Genomic DNA, 15,395 nt, shown 5'->3' with positions numbered 1-15,395 from the left:
AAACGGCTTGAGCCCTGTCGAATACAGGGCTCAAGCCGCCTAGGCTAGTTTTCATTATTTGCCCTGTCTACTTGACGGGGAGCAGTTCAACTTGCAATGGGGCCTTTCGACTCTTTTTATGATTAGCATTATGACGGGGCCATGAATCAACACTGAATTACTTGTGAACGGAGAAACAAGGCTGTAAGCAAAATGAGATAAAAATTATCTGGTTCTCTATATCGCGTTTTAAAATGAGGTTCTGAGTATAAAGTGAAAAAAACTTTCAGGGAGATGGGATAAACTCATGAAAGAAGACAAACACGAACACTCAAATATTCCGATTTGGGCTTATGAGACTATTGAAATAGAAGATTCTAATGTGCAGTGGGCACGGTTAGGTCTACAAGAAACAAGAGAGTTGTTCGACTTACTTTCAAAGTTTGACATCAAGGAAGCAGAACACATAGGTAGTACGGCCGTTCCTGGTCTACCCGCAAAACCTATTATAGATGTGATGATTAGTATCGAATCGTTTGAAAAAATCCACGATATTGTTGATACGTTAACGTTGCATGATTGGCACTATGTACCACCTGAACTAGATGGACAAGCCTGGCGGAGATTTTTTGTGAAAGTAAAAAATGATAAGCGAGTTGCTCATTTACACATCATGAAAGTGACAGAAGATCGTTGGGGAAAACAGATTGAGTTTCGAGATAAATTACGAGACAATCCTTCGCTTGTAAAAGAGTATGGGCTTCTTAAAAGGCATTTAGCAAAAGAATTTCGTAATGACCGAGAAAAGTATACTCAAGCTAAAGCTGCCTTTATAAATCAAGTATTAAACACCTGACTTGGAGGCACGGAAACACGAATTGGGCAAACATGACTGCAGCAATGCTTCACTTTGGGCAGAACCATCAATAAAAAAAGAATCAGACCGCATGTTGCGATTTGATTCGTTAAAAGCTCGAGACCCCATCGCAGTTTAATCCGCGATGGGGTCTCGTTTATTTCTGGGCGACAAAAAAGATTCGTTCTGCGTTCGGGCCCGGGGCTTGGTCCGTGAAGTCAGCGGTGACCGATTTCACATGGAAGCCGGCCCCGATGAGCCACTGCATATATTGCCCCGGCTCGTACGTCCGTTGCTCGTGTGTCTCTTCAACACGCTCATACGTGCCATCTTCGAGGGCGACGAAGAACGTCAAATCGTGAACGACCGAGAGCGGTGCTTCGCCCGGGTCGGCGAACCAGATGTACGAGCAATCTTCTCCGTTCGAGGCATACGTCTTCTGATTGAAGAGCGTCTGCATCTTGTTCGGCGAATGTACATCGAAGATGAACATGCCACCCGGTTTCAATTGTTCGTACACCGCCTCGAACGTGTCGATGACGTCGGCCTCATCCTCGAGGTAGCAGAGCGAGTCACAAAGGATCGTCACGGCGTCGACCGGGTGTGGCAATTCAAGCTCCCGCATGTCCTGTTGCCAGAGCGGGAGTGTGATGCCTGCCTCGAGCGCCTTCTCTTGGGCGACTTCGAGCATCGACTCGGATAAATCGAGTCCGATCGTCTCGTAATGTTCCGCCAAGCGAATCGTGGCCGAGCCCGTCCCGCATCCGACGTCAGCAAGCGATGCACCGTCTTGGACGTGGCGACGCACGAAGGCGACCCAGTCATCGTACGGGGCATCTTTCATTAACTCATCGTAGACGTAGGCGAACCCTTCGTACGCCATTAGCCGACTTCCACTTCAACGTGTGGCGCATCTGCCCACAATTTTTCAAGGTTGTAGTAGTCGCGGTCATCGCGATGGAAGATGTGGACGACGACGTTTTCGAGGTCAGCGAGCACCCAACGTGCCGAGTCCATGCCTTCGAATTTGTGGAGCGGAAGCTCATGCTCGCCGGCCACGTCTTTGATTTCGCGTGCAATCGCTTGGACTTGCTTCTCTGAGTTACCGTGGCAGATGACGAAATAATCTGCGACCGGTGAGATGCCTTCCATGTCGAGGACGACGATATCTTCGGCACGCTTATCGTCAGCGGCCTTCACGATCAATTCCAATTCTTCTTTTACAGTCATACTGTACCTCCTAGGGTGTTTTCACAAAATGGTTATACGTCTCAATCGTCAGTGGAAAGATTCGCACCGACTTCTTCAATAAATAATCGATTGTCTGACGCAACGTCGCGACGACGGCCGCTTCGAGCGAACGGTCCGCGAGGTCACGCAACGTGTCGACGCCCGGATACGACCGGTTCGGTTCAATCGCGTCCGCGACGAATAAAATCTGGTCGAGGCGTGACATGCCAGGCTCTCCGGTCGTATGGTTCTTAATGGCCGATACAACGGCCGGGTCAAGGTCATACGCCCGGTCTAACAGAATCGCGCCGACCGGTGCATGCAGCAGTTCGTCATCGAACGCAAGCAAGCTCGGGTCAAGGTTTTCCTCGACCACGACTTGGCGCATCATATCGCTATCCAAATATTTCGCATAGTCATGCAACATCGCCGCGAGACGTGCTTGCTCCACATCGGCACCGTATAAACGGGCCAACCGATCTGCCGTCTCAACGACACCGAGCGTGTGGATATAGCGTTTCTCCGGTAATGTCACCTCAATCAATGATTGTGCTTCCTCATACGTCATACAAGTTGCGCTCCTTGATATAAGTTTCGACATCGCGTGGGACGAGATATTTGATTGATTTGTCCCGTTTCGCCCGTTCCCGGATATCGGTCGATGAGATCTCGAGTTGCGGCATATCGATTGTGCGCACATCTGCCTGTCTCGGGATGCGGTACCGGCTACCCGGACGCGCAACGGCCCCGAACGTGACGAGGGTCACGAGCGTGTCGTAATCGTACCACTTCTCGAGTGACTCGAGCGAGTCCGCCCCGATCAAGAAGAAAAACGTGTCCTCTGGGTACATGTCCCGCAACCGTCTCATCGTCTCGACCGTGTAAGACGGTTCGTCGCGTTCAAACTCGATCAAGCTCAGCTTGAAATCGGCTTGGTCCGCGATCGCCCGTCGTGTCATCTCGATCCGATCCTCGGCCGGACTGAACCCCGCCTTGTGAGGCGGGGTTGCCGCCGGTAGAAACCAGACCTCGTCGAGGGCGAGCTGTTCACGTGCCTGCTCGGCAATCAACAAATGACCGAGATGCGGCGGGTCGAACGTGCCTCCCATCAGGCCGATGCGGCTCATGGGAGTTTGATTTGGCGATTTTCTTTCTCAGTCGCCTGTTTGTACAAGACGATGACTTTTCCGATCACTTGAACGACTTCGGCTTTCGTGCCCTCAGCCAATTCACCGGCTACATCTTTCGGCGTATCGGCACAGTTTTGGAGCACTTGAACTTTCAAGAGCTCACGTTTTTCGAGCGCGTCGCTGATGTCTTTGCACATCGCTTCGCTGACTCCATTTTTCCCGACCTGGTAAATCGGTGAAAGGTGGTGTGCTTCAGCACGTAAAAAGCGTTTTTGTTTACCTGATAACATACTATTTATTCCTCCAATAAGCTTTCAATTAACTTCATTCCGACATGTTGATCCGGTCTCACACCTGTCCAATATTCAAACGCCAAAGCACCTTGTCCGACGAACATGGCAGTTCCGTTGACGATTTTCGCGTCATTTTTGGCGGCTTCCTTTAAAAACGGTGTGACGAGTGGACGATATATGATATCACAAACGACGGTGTTTTGTCGTAAACCTTTTAATGATCGAGGCGAATGGATACCATCCATCCCCACCGAAGTCGTCTGGATGATCACGTCATAGCATGAGGGATCAACGTCGGTGAGCGCCTGCGCTTCAATGCCGAACGTCTCCGCGAGGCGCTCCGCTCGTTCAATCGTTCGGTTCGTGACCGTGACGGCTCGGGTCGGCAAGGCGCTGATAATCCCGCGCGCTGCCCCACCTGCCCCGATAACGAGCACACGTCCCGTCCAATCGGTATGACGGTCGAGTGCGCTGACTAGACCCACACCGTCCGTATTCGTCCCAATCAGCTTTCCGTCCCGTTTATAGACGGTGTTGACGGCACCGGCGGCTTCAGCCGCCTGATCAAGTTCGTCGAGATACGGGATGACCGCCTCTTTGTACGGAATCGTGACGTTAAAGCCGTCCCAGACGCCGTCCCGCATCGCTTGAAACAAGTCCCCGAGCTCGTCCGGGGCGACATCGAGTGCTTCATAGCGCCCGAAAAGCCCAGACGCGCTCAGCCACTGCTCGTGCAGGACGGGAGAGAGCGAATGAGCAATCGGGTGACCGAGAACGGCCAGTCTCATACGAGCGCCTCACGCAATGTGACGGCCACTCCTTTTGGTGCCCATGCGGCGATGCGTCCACCTTTTCCGTGAATCGCAACCCAACCGAGTCCGCTGAAGACTATGTCGGTCTTGACGCCGTCACGGAGACTGAACTCGTGACGCACGAGCGGAGGCAACATTTGTAATGTCTTCTCGTTCGGCGGGTTGAGCATCTTACCGATATGGTTTTCGTATAGTTCATCTGCTTTGTCGAGCTTCGTCCGGTGTGTCTTCAACTCGTTTGACATGTAGACAACGAATGAGCGCTTGTTGCCTTCCATGTAGTCGAGACGGGCGAGTCCACCGAAGAAGAGCGTCTGCTGCGGGTTCAACTGGAACACGTGGGGCTTGATCTCTTTTTTCGGGGTGATCGTTTTCAAATCTTTCGCATCGACGTAATGCGCCATTTGGTGACGGTTGATAATCCCTGGCGTGTCATAAAGGTTCGCATCATCATCGAGCGGGATATCGATCAAGTCGAGCGTCGTTCCCGGGAAATGACTGACCGTGATGATGGCCTCGTCCTCTGCCCCAAAACGTTTGATGACTTGGTTGATGAGCGTCGACTTCCCGACGTTCGTACAACCGACGACATAGACGTCCTTGCCTTTCCGATAATATTCGATTTTTTCGGCGAGCTCGTCGATCCCGTGACCTTTTTTCGCACTGATCAAATGGACGTCAATCGGTTCCAAACCGAGCTCTTTCGCTTCGGCCTTCATCCAGTTGGACATCCGGTTCGGGTTAACCGATTTCGGCAACAAGTCGACCTTGTTCCCGACCAAGAGGACGGGGTTCGTGCCGACCGAGCGTTGGAGCCCCGGCAACCAGCTACCGTTGAAGTCGAAGATGTCGACGATTTTGATAACGAGCGCTTCTTTCGCGCTGATGCCGTTTAAGATACGCAAGAAGTCGTCATCTGTCAGTTCGACGTCTTGAATTTGATTATAGTGCTTTAATTTGAAGCAGCGTTGGCAAATGACGATCTCGCGATCGAGTGCCGATTTTGGTGCATAACCGACACCGGTCGGGTCTTCCGTTTGAATGGCGACGCCGCAACCGGCGCAATAACGTTTTGTTTCTTCCATAGTGTTGTCTGCTGTCATTTGAGTTGCCTCTTCTTCATTCACCGTAGCGCCTCGCCGCTACTCCTGAAGCGTTAATTCCGACGCCTTACGCGCCGTACATGGACAGCCTCCTTCTTCCTGTGCGTTCGAGGTCCTTATTCATCTTTTTTATGTGAATCTTCGGAACGAGAGTGCATCGCTTCACCGATTTTCTCAGCGACCGCCACTTTGGCGCGCTTCGCATCGACAGCGATTTCCTCAACTTTTTTCGTGATCAACACGTACTTCCCGCGACGTTTCATATGGGCGAACACGACTTTTTCAAGCATTCGATTGAACTTGGTGACGAGTCCGTCCGTCTTGACGACCGGTTGCACGTGGATGACGTGAATCCCGGCAATATTGGCGCCGAGCACGTCCGTGAACAATTGATCGCCTAAGAAGATGGCTTCTTTCGTCGAGTATCCATATTTTGCGAGCGCCTGTTTGAATCCAGACGGCAACGGCTTTTTCGCACGCGCCACATAGTGAAGGCCGAGCGGTTCCGTGAACGTACGTACGCGGTTCTCGTTGTTATTCGAGACGACGATGACATCGAGTCCGTGTGATTTCACTTTTTCAAGCCATAGCAAAAGAAGCTCCGGTGCGTGCGGGACGTCCCAGGCCACGAGTGTATTATCAAGGTCCGTCAAAATGACGCGAACCCCACGGTCTTTCAATTCTTCAAGGTCGATGTCAAAAACTGACGCGACGAACTGTTTCGGATAAAGTCGATTAAACACGTTTAAATTCCTCCAATTAGCTAAAGCGATTCAACTACTATACATGTAGTGATATCCCTTCTATGGTAAACGAAAACCGACCAAACGACTAGTGTATCGTTCGGTCGGCCTGAAAAAGTTTTTAAAATCAATCGTTTTGCATCGTACCGATGACTTCTCCGAGTCGCACCGGACCGATTTTGGCTGGGTCGATCGTGACGCGGTCTTTCTCAAAACACAGGATGACGGTCGAACCGAACGAGAAGTATCCGACCTCTTCTCCTTTGGCAGCGCGGCCGCCGTCAAGCGTCCATTCGATCGTGTTGACGTTTAAGGCGCCGACCATGATATGTTCGTACAACCCGGCCGCCGTTTCAAAGCGTGTGACGCGGCGATAGTTTCGTGAGAGTGGACGAACCGTCTCCGTCAAGCCGATGTCATTGACCGGGGCCGAACGGTCACCGAGCTCGTAGTGGCTGAGCACCCGCCCGGCGAGCGGGACGTGAACGCGATGATAGTCGCGTGGACTCAAGTAGAGAACACAGACCGTGCCGCCGGCGTAACGTCTCGCTTCTTGTTGCGACCCGAGCAGTTCGGCGAGCGTGTACGATTGTCCCTTCACTTCGAAGCGGCTATCGTCCGTGATATCGGCCACGATGGATAGTTTCCCGTCACATGGCGAGACGACCGAGTCCGGACTTGCATCGATCGGCCGGACCCCTTCTTTCAAGTGCCGTGTGAAAAAGGCGTGCAAACTCGGATAAGCCTCGATCGGCTCCGCCGCTTCATCAAGATTGATTTGATACGTTTTCGCAAACGAAGGGATCAAGGACCGGCTCGCTGACGATTCAGCGAAGGCACGGAGTCGTTTGGCAATGACCGGGGTCGCGTTCAACTCAAACAAAGTCTGATACAAGCGGCTTTTGATCACTGTGCGCCCTCCTCGTTTTTAAAGAACGTCTCGTATTGTTGTTCAGAGACGGCACCTTCCACACGACCGACTTCTTTTCCATCTTGGAAACGAATCATTGTCGGTGTTCCGTTGATGCCGTAAGTCGTCCAGACGTTGTGGTCGGCCAAGTTGATCGACACGGCGTCATATTCTTCGATGAGTGGCTCGACGTACGGTTTGACTTGCTCACAGTATTCGCAACCAGTCTGCCAGAAGTAGACGACGACTTCCTCTTCTTCTGAAATCTTCGTTTCAAGCTCGTCCGGTGTGACAGCGTTGACGCCTGTCTCCTCGTTCGCATTGTTCAAGAAGAACAAGAGAGCGATCCCAACGATGATGATGACACCGATGATGGCGAACGTGATGAAGTTCGCCCGTTTGGCACTGTTTTTCATGTTCGATTCCTCCTAAATAATATAAAAAGAACTGACTCGGATATGAGCCAGCTTGGTTGTAGACGTCTTACTTCTCTTGTGCGACGTCGCTAATCCCCATATCTTGGTTAAGCGTGTCCAAGAGTACAATAAAGATCGTGATGACGACGCCAAAGAATGTCGCGAGCATCGCGTTGAACGACACGCCATCGACAGCAGAAATAATAAAGATTGCTGTATTCGAAAGCAAGATCGCCCAGAACAATGTGACTAAGTAACGCATCGATAGTCCCCTCCATCTCACAGATGATTCATGAAAAATTCATACGACCTTAGTATAGCATTGTTACCGTAAAATGTGCGACCTCGATTGTATATTCTTTCCGTCGAAACGGGAAATATGGTACGGTTTGAGAAATAAGCATCTCGTAGAAAAGAGGAACCCTTTATGTCACGTTATTTAATCGCAGTCGATTTAGATGGAACGTTGTTGCGCGACGACAAGACGATCAGTGAGCGCAACGTGCGCGCGCTTCAAGCGGCCCGTGAGGCCGGTCATGAAGTCATGATCGCGACCGGACGCCCACAACGCCATTCGATCATGTATTACGAAGAGCTCGGCTTGACGACACCGCTCATCAACTTTAACGGAGCGCTCGTCCATCACCCGAAAGATCCGTCATACGAAGTGACGCACCGGCCGATCCCGCTCAAGACGGCGCACGAGATCATCGAAGAAGTCTCGGACACGAAAGCGCACAACATCGTCGTCGAAGTGACCGACCACGTCTACTTCCATAAAGACCCGCAAGAGTTTTATAGCCCGTATGCCGAGCGCGCGCTCAGCGTCACGTCAGGCAACTTGCTCAAGCATTTGCAGGATGAGCCGACATCGCTCCTCATCCACGCGACGAAAGAGCACGTCGACAACGTCCGCGCTCGTTTGAATAAAGTCCACGCCGAGGCCGTCTTGAACCGCCAATGGCGCATGCCGGAGCACATGATTGAGGTCATGAGCCAGAACACGTCGAAAGCGCTCGGGTTGCGCGAAGTGTCGAAACATCTCGGCATCAACCGCAAAAACATCATCGCGTTCGGCGACGAGGAAAACGACCTCGAGATGCTCGACTACGTCGGCACCGGCGTCGCGATGGGCAACGCCATCAGCCAGTTGAAAGCCGTCGCGGATGAAGTGACCGCGTCGAACATGGAAGACGGCATCGCCATCTACCTCGAAGAAAAACTTGGCATCAAAGCATAATCCACACACCGGCTGTTCCTGCAGTCGGTGTGTTTTGCGATTTGCCTACAGAAAGCGCATCAAGTAGTCGTCAAAAATCTTCGTCATCACTTTCGGGGTATTAGCCAAATACACATTGATTTGTTCCGCATTCGAGGCAACGGCGTCACCCTGTCTCTCGTCTGTCGGAAAATCGGAGATGCCTTTGACGATAATACACTCGACGCCATTTTTCTTACAGACATACGCGATGGCTCCCGCCTCTGTATCCGCGATGGTGATGTCGTGTTCCTTCAGTTCTAAATAGTCTTTCCACATCACGACCGCTCGATCGGCCGTCGCGATGGTCCCGGTCAAAAAATCGTTCCCGTATTTCGCTAGTTCAATGTCGACGATGAACGATTGCTTGATCAGTGGTTCCACTTCTTTGACCGTGCAATCATATTGAACGGCGCGATGAGGGACGAGGATATCCAACGGGTTGAACGTATCGTCGATTCCGGCACACGTTCCAGCCACAATTACTTTTACTAAGTTGAACCGAGACATCATATATTGATTGGCGCCCACCCCGTTCGCTTTCCGCACACCGGTGCTGTAGAATACGAGTTCGACGTCATCAACCGTCCTCATGAAGTACTCGCCATACGGGTAGCTGAACCGCTCATCCGCTTTGACGTCATAATGCTCCAATGTCGCTTCGTATTCCCACTTCGTCGCAATACTGACTCCAATCATCACACGTCCACCCCATCTCTTTTTATTCCTATCTATAGAATAACCCCCGCTGAGCGTTCAGCGGGGGTTCATTTCAGCGTCGGAACGCACCTTCGACATTTTCAGTCGGAACCATGTTGATGAAGACGCTTGGATCGGCGTCTTTACAGATTCGCGTGATCTCACGCACTTCGTGGCGCTGGGCGACCATCATGAGCGTTGCTTTCTCGACTTTCGAATACGTACCGATTGCCGGCATGAGCGTAATGCCGCGGAAGACGTGCTGATGCAGTTCTTTCGTCACTTCGTCCGGATGACTCGTGACGATGAAGAGCGTCTGCCGCTGCGTGTTCGTATAGATCTCGTCGATGACTTTCGACGTGACGTATAAGAAGACGATCGTATAAAGCGCGGTCGGCCACCCGAACAAAGCACCGGCCCAAAGCGCGATCATCATGTTCATGAGGAACAGATAGACGCCGACCGAATTGTTCGTGAACTTCGCCAAGATGAGGGCGACGATATCAAATCCACCGGTCGAGGCACCGAAGCGAATCGTGATTCCCGAACCGATGGCGAGCAAAACCCCGCCGAACACAGCGTTCAAAAGCGGGTCGTCCGAAATGATTGACGACTGTGGAAGCACGCGAATAAACACGGTAACTGCCGCAACACTGATCAACGTATGAATCATCATGTTCTTGCCGAGCATGAAGTAGCTGACGATCAAGAGCGGCACGTTCAAGACGAAGAACCAAATCCCTTCTCCGAGCTCAAACGGTGTCCCCGCAAACAGTTTCGTAAAGATTTGGGCGAGCCCTGTAAATCCGGTCGAGTATACCCCCGCCGGGATTAAGAATAATGTCATGGATAATGCAACGAACACTCCCCCGATAATCGAAACGATCCCGATGCGTGCGTGTTCTTTAACGGCTTCCGTCAAGTTCTGTCTCCCCTTTCAAAAATGGCTAAGAATCAAGATAACATAGTTTTCTAGTGCTGCCTACCATAAAAATAATGGGATGTGTCCGTGCTTCTCATAAAAAAACAAGCCGGCCGGAGCCGACTTGTTGAGCTGATGCGTTTGGTCACGCTTTCACTGTCTCGATGGTCACCGCATCGTTTGCCGGGACCGTGACGACGTTTCCGTAGACGCGGATCGACACGTCCGTACCGCCCGTCTGTTTGATCGTCACTTGTTCACGCGTCGACGTGACCGTCAAGTGATGACCGCGCCAGAGCATGTTGAACGAGTACCCGTTCCAGCCCTTAGGAATCATCGGGCTGAACGTGAGTTCCGTCTCGAGGGCGCGCATGCCTGCGAAACCGTGAACGATCGACATCCATGAGCCGACCATCGATGTGATGTGAAGCCCGTCTTCTGTGTCGTTGTTATAGTTGTCGAGGTCGAGGCGCGCCGAACGCTGATACAACTCGACCGCTTTATCTTCGTAACCGACTTCGGCCGCAATGATTGAGTAAACACAAGGTGACAAGCTCGACTCATGGACCGTACGCGGCTCATAAAAGTCGAAGTTGGCCCGCTTCTGTTCGACCGTGAAGCGGTCGCTGAACGTATACAGCCCTTGGAGCACGTCCGCTTGTTTGATGAAGTTCGAGCGGAGGATGCGGTCCCACGACCAGTTTTGGTTGAGCGGCAAGTGTTTCGGATCAAGGTCTTTCACCAAGATCTGTTCTTTATCCATGAAGCCGTCCTGTTGCATGAACACGTCTGGGACGAGGTCATCTTTCGGATAGTACATCTTCGTTTGGATATCGTTCCACTTCGCGAGTTCTTCATCTGAGAGACCAAGCGTCGCGATAAGTTCTTCAAGGCGCGCCGGCTCTGCTTCTTTCAAATAGTTGTACACTTCTTGCGTGTACTCGAGCGTCCAAGCGGCAATCAAGTTCGTATACCAGTTGTTGTTGACGTTGTTGTCGTATTCGTTCGGACCTGTGACGCCTAGGATCATATACACGTCTTTGTGCGGGACAAAGTTGACGCGGCTCGCCCAGTAACGCGAGATCTCGACCAATACTTCAAGTCCGTATTGACCTAGGTATGACTTGTCGCCCGTGAAGTTCGTATAGTTGAAGATGGCGTGGGCGATCGCACCGTTCCGGTGAATCTCTTCATGCGTGATTTCCCACTCGTTGTGGCACTCTTCCCCGTTCATCGTCACCATCGGATAGAGGGCACCTTCCATGCCGACGTTCTTGACCGAGTTCTCTTTTGCTTGCGGCAATTGATTGTGACGATATTTGAGCAAGTTCCATGAGACTTCCGGTTTCGTCGTTGCCAAGTAGAAGTGGAGGCAATATGCTTCCGTATCCCAGTATGTGGCACCGCCGTATTTCTCACCAGTGAACCCTTTCGGTCCGATGTTGAGGCGCGAGTCTTCGCCCGTGTACGTCTGATACATATTGAAGATGTTGAAGCGGATGCCTTGTTGCGCTTCAGCGTCCCCATCGATGCGGACGTCGGCATCTTCCCAGCGAGCGAGCCATGCTTCTGTCTGCTCGGCGAGAAGCGTTTCAAAGCCTTTCTCAAACGCCATCTCAACGCGTTGCATTCCCGTCGACTGCAATTCCTCGACTTCGTAGTCACGGTTCGTGACGACCGAGACGTATTTGTACGCTGTCGCCGTCTCGCCAGCTGCCGCCGTGACCGTGAATTTGTTGGCGACGTAAAGATCAGTCGCTTCGAGCACTTCACAACGGGCTCCTTCGACGTCTGCGATCATCGAGGCCGTGATGTGCCAATCGAGCTTCTTCGTTTTCGTTGTCACGAATCCGAAACGTTCTTCAACACCATGCTCGACCGGTAACCAGAACTTCTCATCATAGTTCGAATCCTCATTGACGACATCGCCGTCCAAGTAAGGTGTGAATTCAACTTTCGCTTCGTAGTTCACCGGAGTGACGTTGTAACGGATTGCCAAAATCTCTTTATCGACGATTGAGAAGAAACGGACGACTTCGACGTTCGTCTCTTCCGTTCCGTTCACGAGCGTGAACGTCCGTGTGAGAACGCCGCGTTGCATATCGAGCTCACGCGTGAAGTCTTTCACTTCCCACTTCGCCAAATCGACCGGTGTCCCGTTGATGGCAACACGAAGACCGACGACGTTCGTCGCGTTCAATACTTTTGCGAAGTACTCCGGATATCCATTTTTCCACCAACCGACACGTGTCTTATCTGGATAATAGACGCCGGCCACATAGAAGCCTTGGTGTGTATCGTTTGAATAATCTTCTTCAAAGTTACCGCGCATCCCCATATGACCGTTACCAAGCGAGGTAATCGATTCTGCGAGGCGGTTTTCTTTCGGATGCAAGTTCTCTTCCGTTACTTTCCATTCATCGACTGCAAACAATCGTTTCATCTGTCTGCCACTCCTTTTTCTCTACAAGGCTACTCGTCATCAGACAATCGAATCATGCAACCGTTTGTCTATGAAAGCGCTGTATTTCAATCTCACCTCTCATTTTACACGACTCACACAAGAATGCAATCGTTTGCATAAATTTTTTTCTTACTTTTTGGAGCAAACAAAAAACCTACCACCTTTTCAAGAAGGCAGTAGGTGCTCTAGTCACTTGTCTTGGTCGCGTCCAAACGCGGCGTTCGCTTCGTGACCCTCGAATGCCGGGTTGTTCCCGTCATTGAATCCCGTATCCGGTTCGTCGAGGATGAGGGCATACCCTCCGTTTAAAATGTCTCCGTACGCCCGGTTGACGTCATCGTCAGTGAGACCAAGGTCAAGCAAGGCCCGCTTCACTTCCTCCTCGCCTTCCGCGACGCCAGTGAATTTCTGCATCCAGTTCGCGCTCGCTTCTTCCACTTTCGCATCGGTATTCCGTTTGACGAGCGAGACATCGTCTTGATCTTTCGCGACGACGAACACATCACTTTCGTCGTAACCCTCTTCGGTCAGTTGATCGATTTTGGCGACGAGTGCCGCCTCCTCTGGATACGTATCTACAAAACGACGTTTACTCATTGTGTCTCATCCTTTCGCGTTGTATGGTCTTCGACCGTGACATCGGCTTGTCCGACTTCGGTCACTTCGATTTCTTCTTTGCGGAGCGTTTCCGTCATCGTCTTGACGTCTTCGGTCACTTGTTTTCGAACGATGATTTCTTCGACGACGACAGGACGCTTCACGATGAAAGCCCGTTCCTCGATGACTTGGATTCGTAAGTGGTCCCCTTCGTCAATCGTGCGAATGCCGGGTTGATCGAAGTCATAATCTTCGACCACATCTTCTGATCCGGTCGTCCGCTCCACATGGACCTGTTCCCTCCGAACGGGCACTTCAATCTCTTGTTCGGTCTCCGCTACGTGACGATTAATGACGACTTCTCCTGCTTGGACCGCTTGCTTCTCGATCGTCAGCCGTTCCTCGTGTAAGGCGAGCGTCTGTTCTTCCGTCTTCGGTGCAGGTTCGGTCTTCGAACTCGTAGCATTAACCTGTTGTTCACTCCGGTCCGCGTCGACATAGAGGAAGAGTCTACCTTGTTCGACTTCTTTCGCGAAGCGGTCTTGTTGCTCTGACGTCAAGCGCATGCTTTTGAGCCAGCGTTCGATTGGCCGCTCACTTGACGTGACGAGCGAGGCGACCGTTCCCGGTTCATCGGTGACGAGAACATAGAGGTTCGAGTGACGGCGGACAGCGTCCGCCACATCGGCCCGCTTGACAAGGACGTACATGTCTTCTTCTTCATACCCTTCTCGTTTTAAATCGACCGTTCGATTGAGCAACGCTTCGGGATGATCAAATACTTCTGAGATGATTGCATGTTTCATGGCGTTCGTTCCTCCTCTAGTCAATTGGCGAAAAAAAGGATGGTCCCTCAGAGAGAGCCATCCTTGTCGAGGTACTTAGTCAATCAGATTAGAAGCGGTCGCGCTCATCACGACGTGTATGGTCGCGGTCATGATCACGATGGCGAAGGTCGTCTTCCCCTTCGACGTGCGCCTCTTCTTTACGTAACGTCTCACGTACCGTTTCTGTATCTTTCACTTTCTCTTTGCCGACGACGATTTCTTCGGCGACGACATCTTTCTTCGTCACATCGACGCGCTCTTCCGTGACCGGCACGCGAATCTCATCGCGGTCCGTTGTCGCATCGAATGAATGTCCTGTCGCTTCACGGTCCCCATCAACGCGACGGCGTTCGACGTAGACTTCGTCGCGCTCGACTTCGACATCGACACGTTCTTCGTGTTCGACGACATCTTTCTCGACGCGAACCTCTCCTGTTTGAACACGCTCTTTGTTCACTTGGAGACGCTCTTCATGCAATTCGAGCTTTTGCTCATCCGTCAAATCCGTGCGGTTACGAATATCTTCATCCATATCGTTGAATCGTTCCGATGGAATTCCAGTGTTTGAAGCTCCTGTCATCCCGACGTCACGTGCGGTCATGTTGCCTGCTTCGTTACCTTCTGAACCGTAGCCAGCTGATGTGCGGCCACCTTCGAACGTCGAGTTACGACCGTCATCTAAGATGCCGTCGTTCGAGTCCAACAAGAGGACGAATCCACCGTTCTCGATGTCTTGACGGTGACGTGCTGTCTCTTCTTCTGAGAAACCGAGTTTATCGAACGTATGACGAACTTCGTCTTCTCCGTCCGCGACTCCAAAGAAGCGATCAAGCCATGACGCTTTCGTTTCTTTTACTTCTGCATCCGTTTCGCCGCGAACCATCGAAAGGTTCGATTTATCTTTCACAACGACGTACAAATCGTCTTCGCGATGCCCCTCGGCACGAAGTTGATCAATTTTTGACACGAGCTCTGACTCCTGATAGTAAGTGCCTACATAACGTTTGTTATCCATGATTGTATCTCCCTTTCACATTCTGTATTTTTTGGTTATTGGCTGGGCGGATTCGTAATGATCTGCCATTCGGCCGGTAATGTAGATGTTCCCTTGCAACTCCGTTTCAATCGTTTCTTTCATGATTGTAATCTGTTTGTA

General features: G+C 51.5%; 19 protein-coding genes. 2 read left to right on the top strand and 17 right to left on the bottom strand.

Annotated features, from left to right (window positions below; genetic code table 11):
• Positions 1–286: 286 nt before the first annotated feature.
• Positions 287–835, top strand: coding sequence for a GrpB family protein (locus KNP78_RS11295; RefSeq protein WP_214824296.1), 549 nt, complete (start codon positions 287–289; stop codon positions 833–835).
• 157 nt (positions 836–992) lie between these two features.
• Here KNP78_RS11295 and KNP78_RS11290 read toward each other — a convergent pair whose 3' ends face one another.
• The 11 genes from KNP78_RS11290 to KNP78_RS11240 form a co-directional block, all read right to left on the bottom strand.
• On the bottom strand, positions 993–1,718 hold the full coding sequence (locus tag KNP78_RS11290) for a class I SAM-dependent DNA methyltransferase (RefSeq protein WP_214824293.1): 726 nt from the start codon (positions 1,716–1,718) through the stop codon (positions 993–995).
• Entirely contained in the window at positions 1,718–2,065 is a 348-nt protein-coding gene (rsfS, locus tag KNP78_RS11285; protein ID WP_034776639.1) for a ribosome silencing factor, read from the bottom strand. Before rsfS ends, KNP78_RS11290 begins: the two co-directional genes overlap by 1 nt.
• Positions 2,066–2,075: 10 nt before the next feature.
• Positions 2,076–2,633, bottom strand: a complete 558-nt coding sequence (gene yqeK, locus KNP78_RS11280; RefSeq protein WP_214824290.1) for a bis(5'-nucleosyl)-tetraphosphatase (symmetrical) YqeK — start codon at positions 2,631–2,633, stop codon at positions 2,076–2,078.
• Positions 2,623–3,192: a nicotinate-nucleotide adenylyltransferase gene (locus tag KNP78_RS11275; protein WP_214824287.1), complete on the bottom strand. Its 570-nt coding sequence runs from the start codon at positions 3,190–3,192 to the stop codon at positions 2,623–2,625. The genes yqeK and KNP78_RS11275 overlap by 11 nt, the downstream gene beginning before the upstream one ends.
• On the bottom strand, positions 3,189–3,485 hold the full coding sequence (gene yhbY, locus KNP78_RS11270) for a ribosome assembly RNA-binding protein YhbY (RefSeq protein WP_034776635.1): 297 nt from the start codon (positions 3,483–3,485) through the stop codon (positions 3,189–3,191). Before yhbY ends, KNP78_RS11275 begins: the two co-directional genes overlap by 4 nt.
• A 5-nt stretch (positions 3,486–3,490) precedes the next feature.
• A complete protein-coding gene (aroE, locus tag KNP78_RS11265) occupies positions 3,491–4,276 on the bottom strand; it encodes a shikimate dehydrogenase (RefSeq protein ID WP_214824284.1) in 786 nt (261 codons plus the stop codon).
• A complete protein-coding gene (yqeH, locus tag KNP78_RS11260) occupies positions 4,273–5,385 on the bottom strand; it encodes a ribosome biogenesis GTPase YqeH (RefSeq protein ID WP_034779781.1) in 1,113 nt (370 codons plus the stop codon). Before yqeH ends, aroE begins: the two co-directional genes overlap by 4 nt.
• Positions 5,386–5,519: 134 nt before the next feature.
• The gene (locus tag KNP78_RS11255; protein WP_214824282.1) at positions 5,520–6,146 is read right to left on the bottom strand and encodes a YqeG family HAD IIIA-type phosphatase; all 627 of its coding nucleotides are present in this window, start codon (positions 6,144–6,146) and stop codon (positions 5,520–5,522) included.
• A gap of 127 nt (positions 6,147–6,273) precedes the next feature.
• On the bottom strand, positions 6,274–7,056 hold the full coding sequence (locus tag KNP78_RS11250; protein WP_214824279.1) for a phosphatidylserine decarboxylase: 783 nt from the start codon (positions 7,054–7,056) through the stop codon (positions 6,274–6,276).
• Entirely contained in the window at positions 7,053–7,472 is a 420-nt protein-coding gene (locus tag KNP78_RS11245) for a thioredoxin family protein (protein WP_034776627.1), read from the bottom strand. The genes KNP78_RS11250 and KNP78_RS11245 overlap by 4 nt, the downstream gene beginning before the upstream one ends.
• Before the next feature lie 67 nt (positions 7,473–7,539).
• On the bottom strand, positions 7,540–7,734 hold the full coding sequence (locus tag KNP78_RS11240; protein WP_034776626.1) for a YjzD family protein: 195 nt from the start codon (positions 7,732–7,734) through the stop codon (positions 7,540–7,542).
• 165 nt (positions 7,735–7,899) lie between these two features.
• Between KNP78_RS11240 and KNP78_RS11235 the strand changes: the two genes are divergently transcribed.
• On the top strand, positions 7,900–8,712 hold the full coding sequence (locus KNP78_RS11235) for a Cof-type HAD-IIB family hydrolase (protein ID WP_214824269.1): 813 nt from the start codon (positions 7,900–7,902) through the stop codon (positions 8,710–8,712).
• A 45-nt stretch (positions 8,713–8,757) separates the two neighbouring features.
• On the opposite strand, the gene KNP78_RS11230 is transcribed toward KNP78_RS11235, so the two are convergent.
• From KNP78_RS11230 to KNP78_RS11205, 6 genes are all read right to left on the bottom strand, one after another.
• A complete protein-coding gene (locus KNP78_RS11230; protein WP_214824267.1) occupies positions 8,758–9,429 on the bottom strand; it encodes a 5'-methylthioadenosine/S-adenosylhomocysteine nucleosidase family protein in 672 nt (223 codons plus the stop codon).
• Positions 9,430–9,502: 73 nt separating this feature from the next.
• The gene (locus tag KNP78_RS11225) at positions 9,503–10,351 is read right to left on the bottom strand and encodes a YitT family protein (RefSeq protein ID WP_034776620.1); all 849 of its coding nucleotides are present in this window, start codon (positions 10,349–10,351) and stop codon (positions 9,503–9,505) included.
• A 145-nt stretch (positions 10,352–10,496) separates the two neighbouring features.
• Positions 10,497–12,794 (bottom strand): glycoside hydrolase family 65 protein, encoded by a 2,298-nt coding sequence (locus KNP78_RS11220; RefSeq protein WP_214752411.1) that lies wholly within the window; start codon positions 12,792–12,794, stop codon positions 10,497–10,499.
• Positions 12,795–13,004: 210 nt separating this feature from the next.
• Positions 13,005–13,412: a general stress protein gene (locus KNP78_RS11215; protein WP_034776616.1), complete on the bottom strand. Its 408-nt coding sequence runs from the start codon at positions 13,410–13,412 to the stop codon at positions 13,005–13,007.
• On the bottom strand, positions 13,409–14,218 hold the full coding sequence (locus KNP78_RS11210) for a YsnF/AvaK domain-containing protein (RefSeq protein ID WP_214824265.1): 810 nt from the start codon (positions 14,216–14,218) through the stop codon (positions 13,409–13,411). The genes KNP78_RS11215 and KNP78_RS11210 overlap by 4 nt, the downstream gene beginning before the upstream one ends.
• Before the next feature lie 88 nt (positions 14,219–14,306).
• Positions 14,307–15,254, bottom strand: coding sequence for a YsnF/AvaK domain-containing protein (locus KNP78_RS11205; RefSeq protein ID WP_214752405.1), 948 nt, complete (start codon positions 15,252–15,254; stop codon positions 14,307–14,309).
• Positions 15,255–15,395: the final 141 nt, after the last annotated feature.

The organism is Exiguobacterium sp. s28 (assembly GCF_018618135.1).
Classification (GTDB): Bacteria; Bacillota; Bacilli; order Exiguobacteriales; family Exiguobacteriaceae; genus Exiguobacterium; species Exiguobacterium mexicanum_A.
The sequence above is the reverse complement of the archived record's forward strand: the minus strand, read 5'-3'. Positions and strand labels throughout refer to the sequence as shown.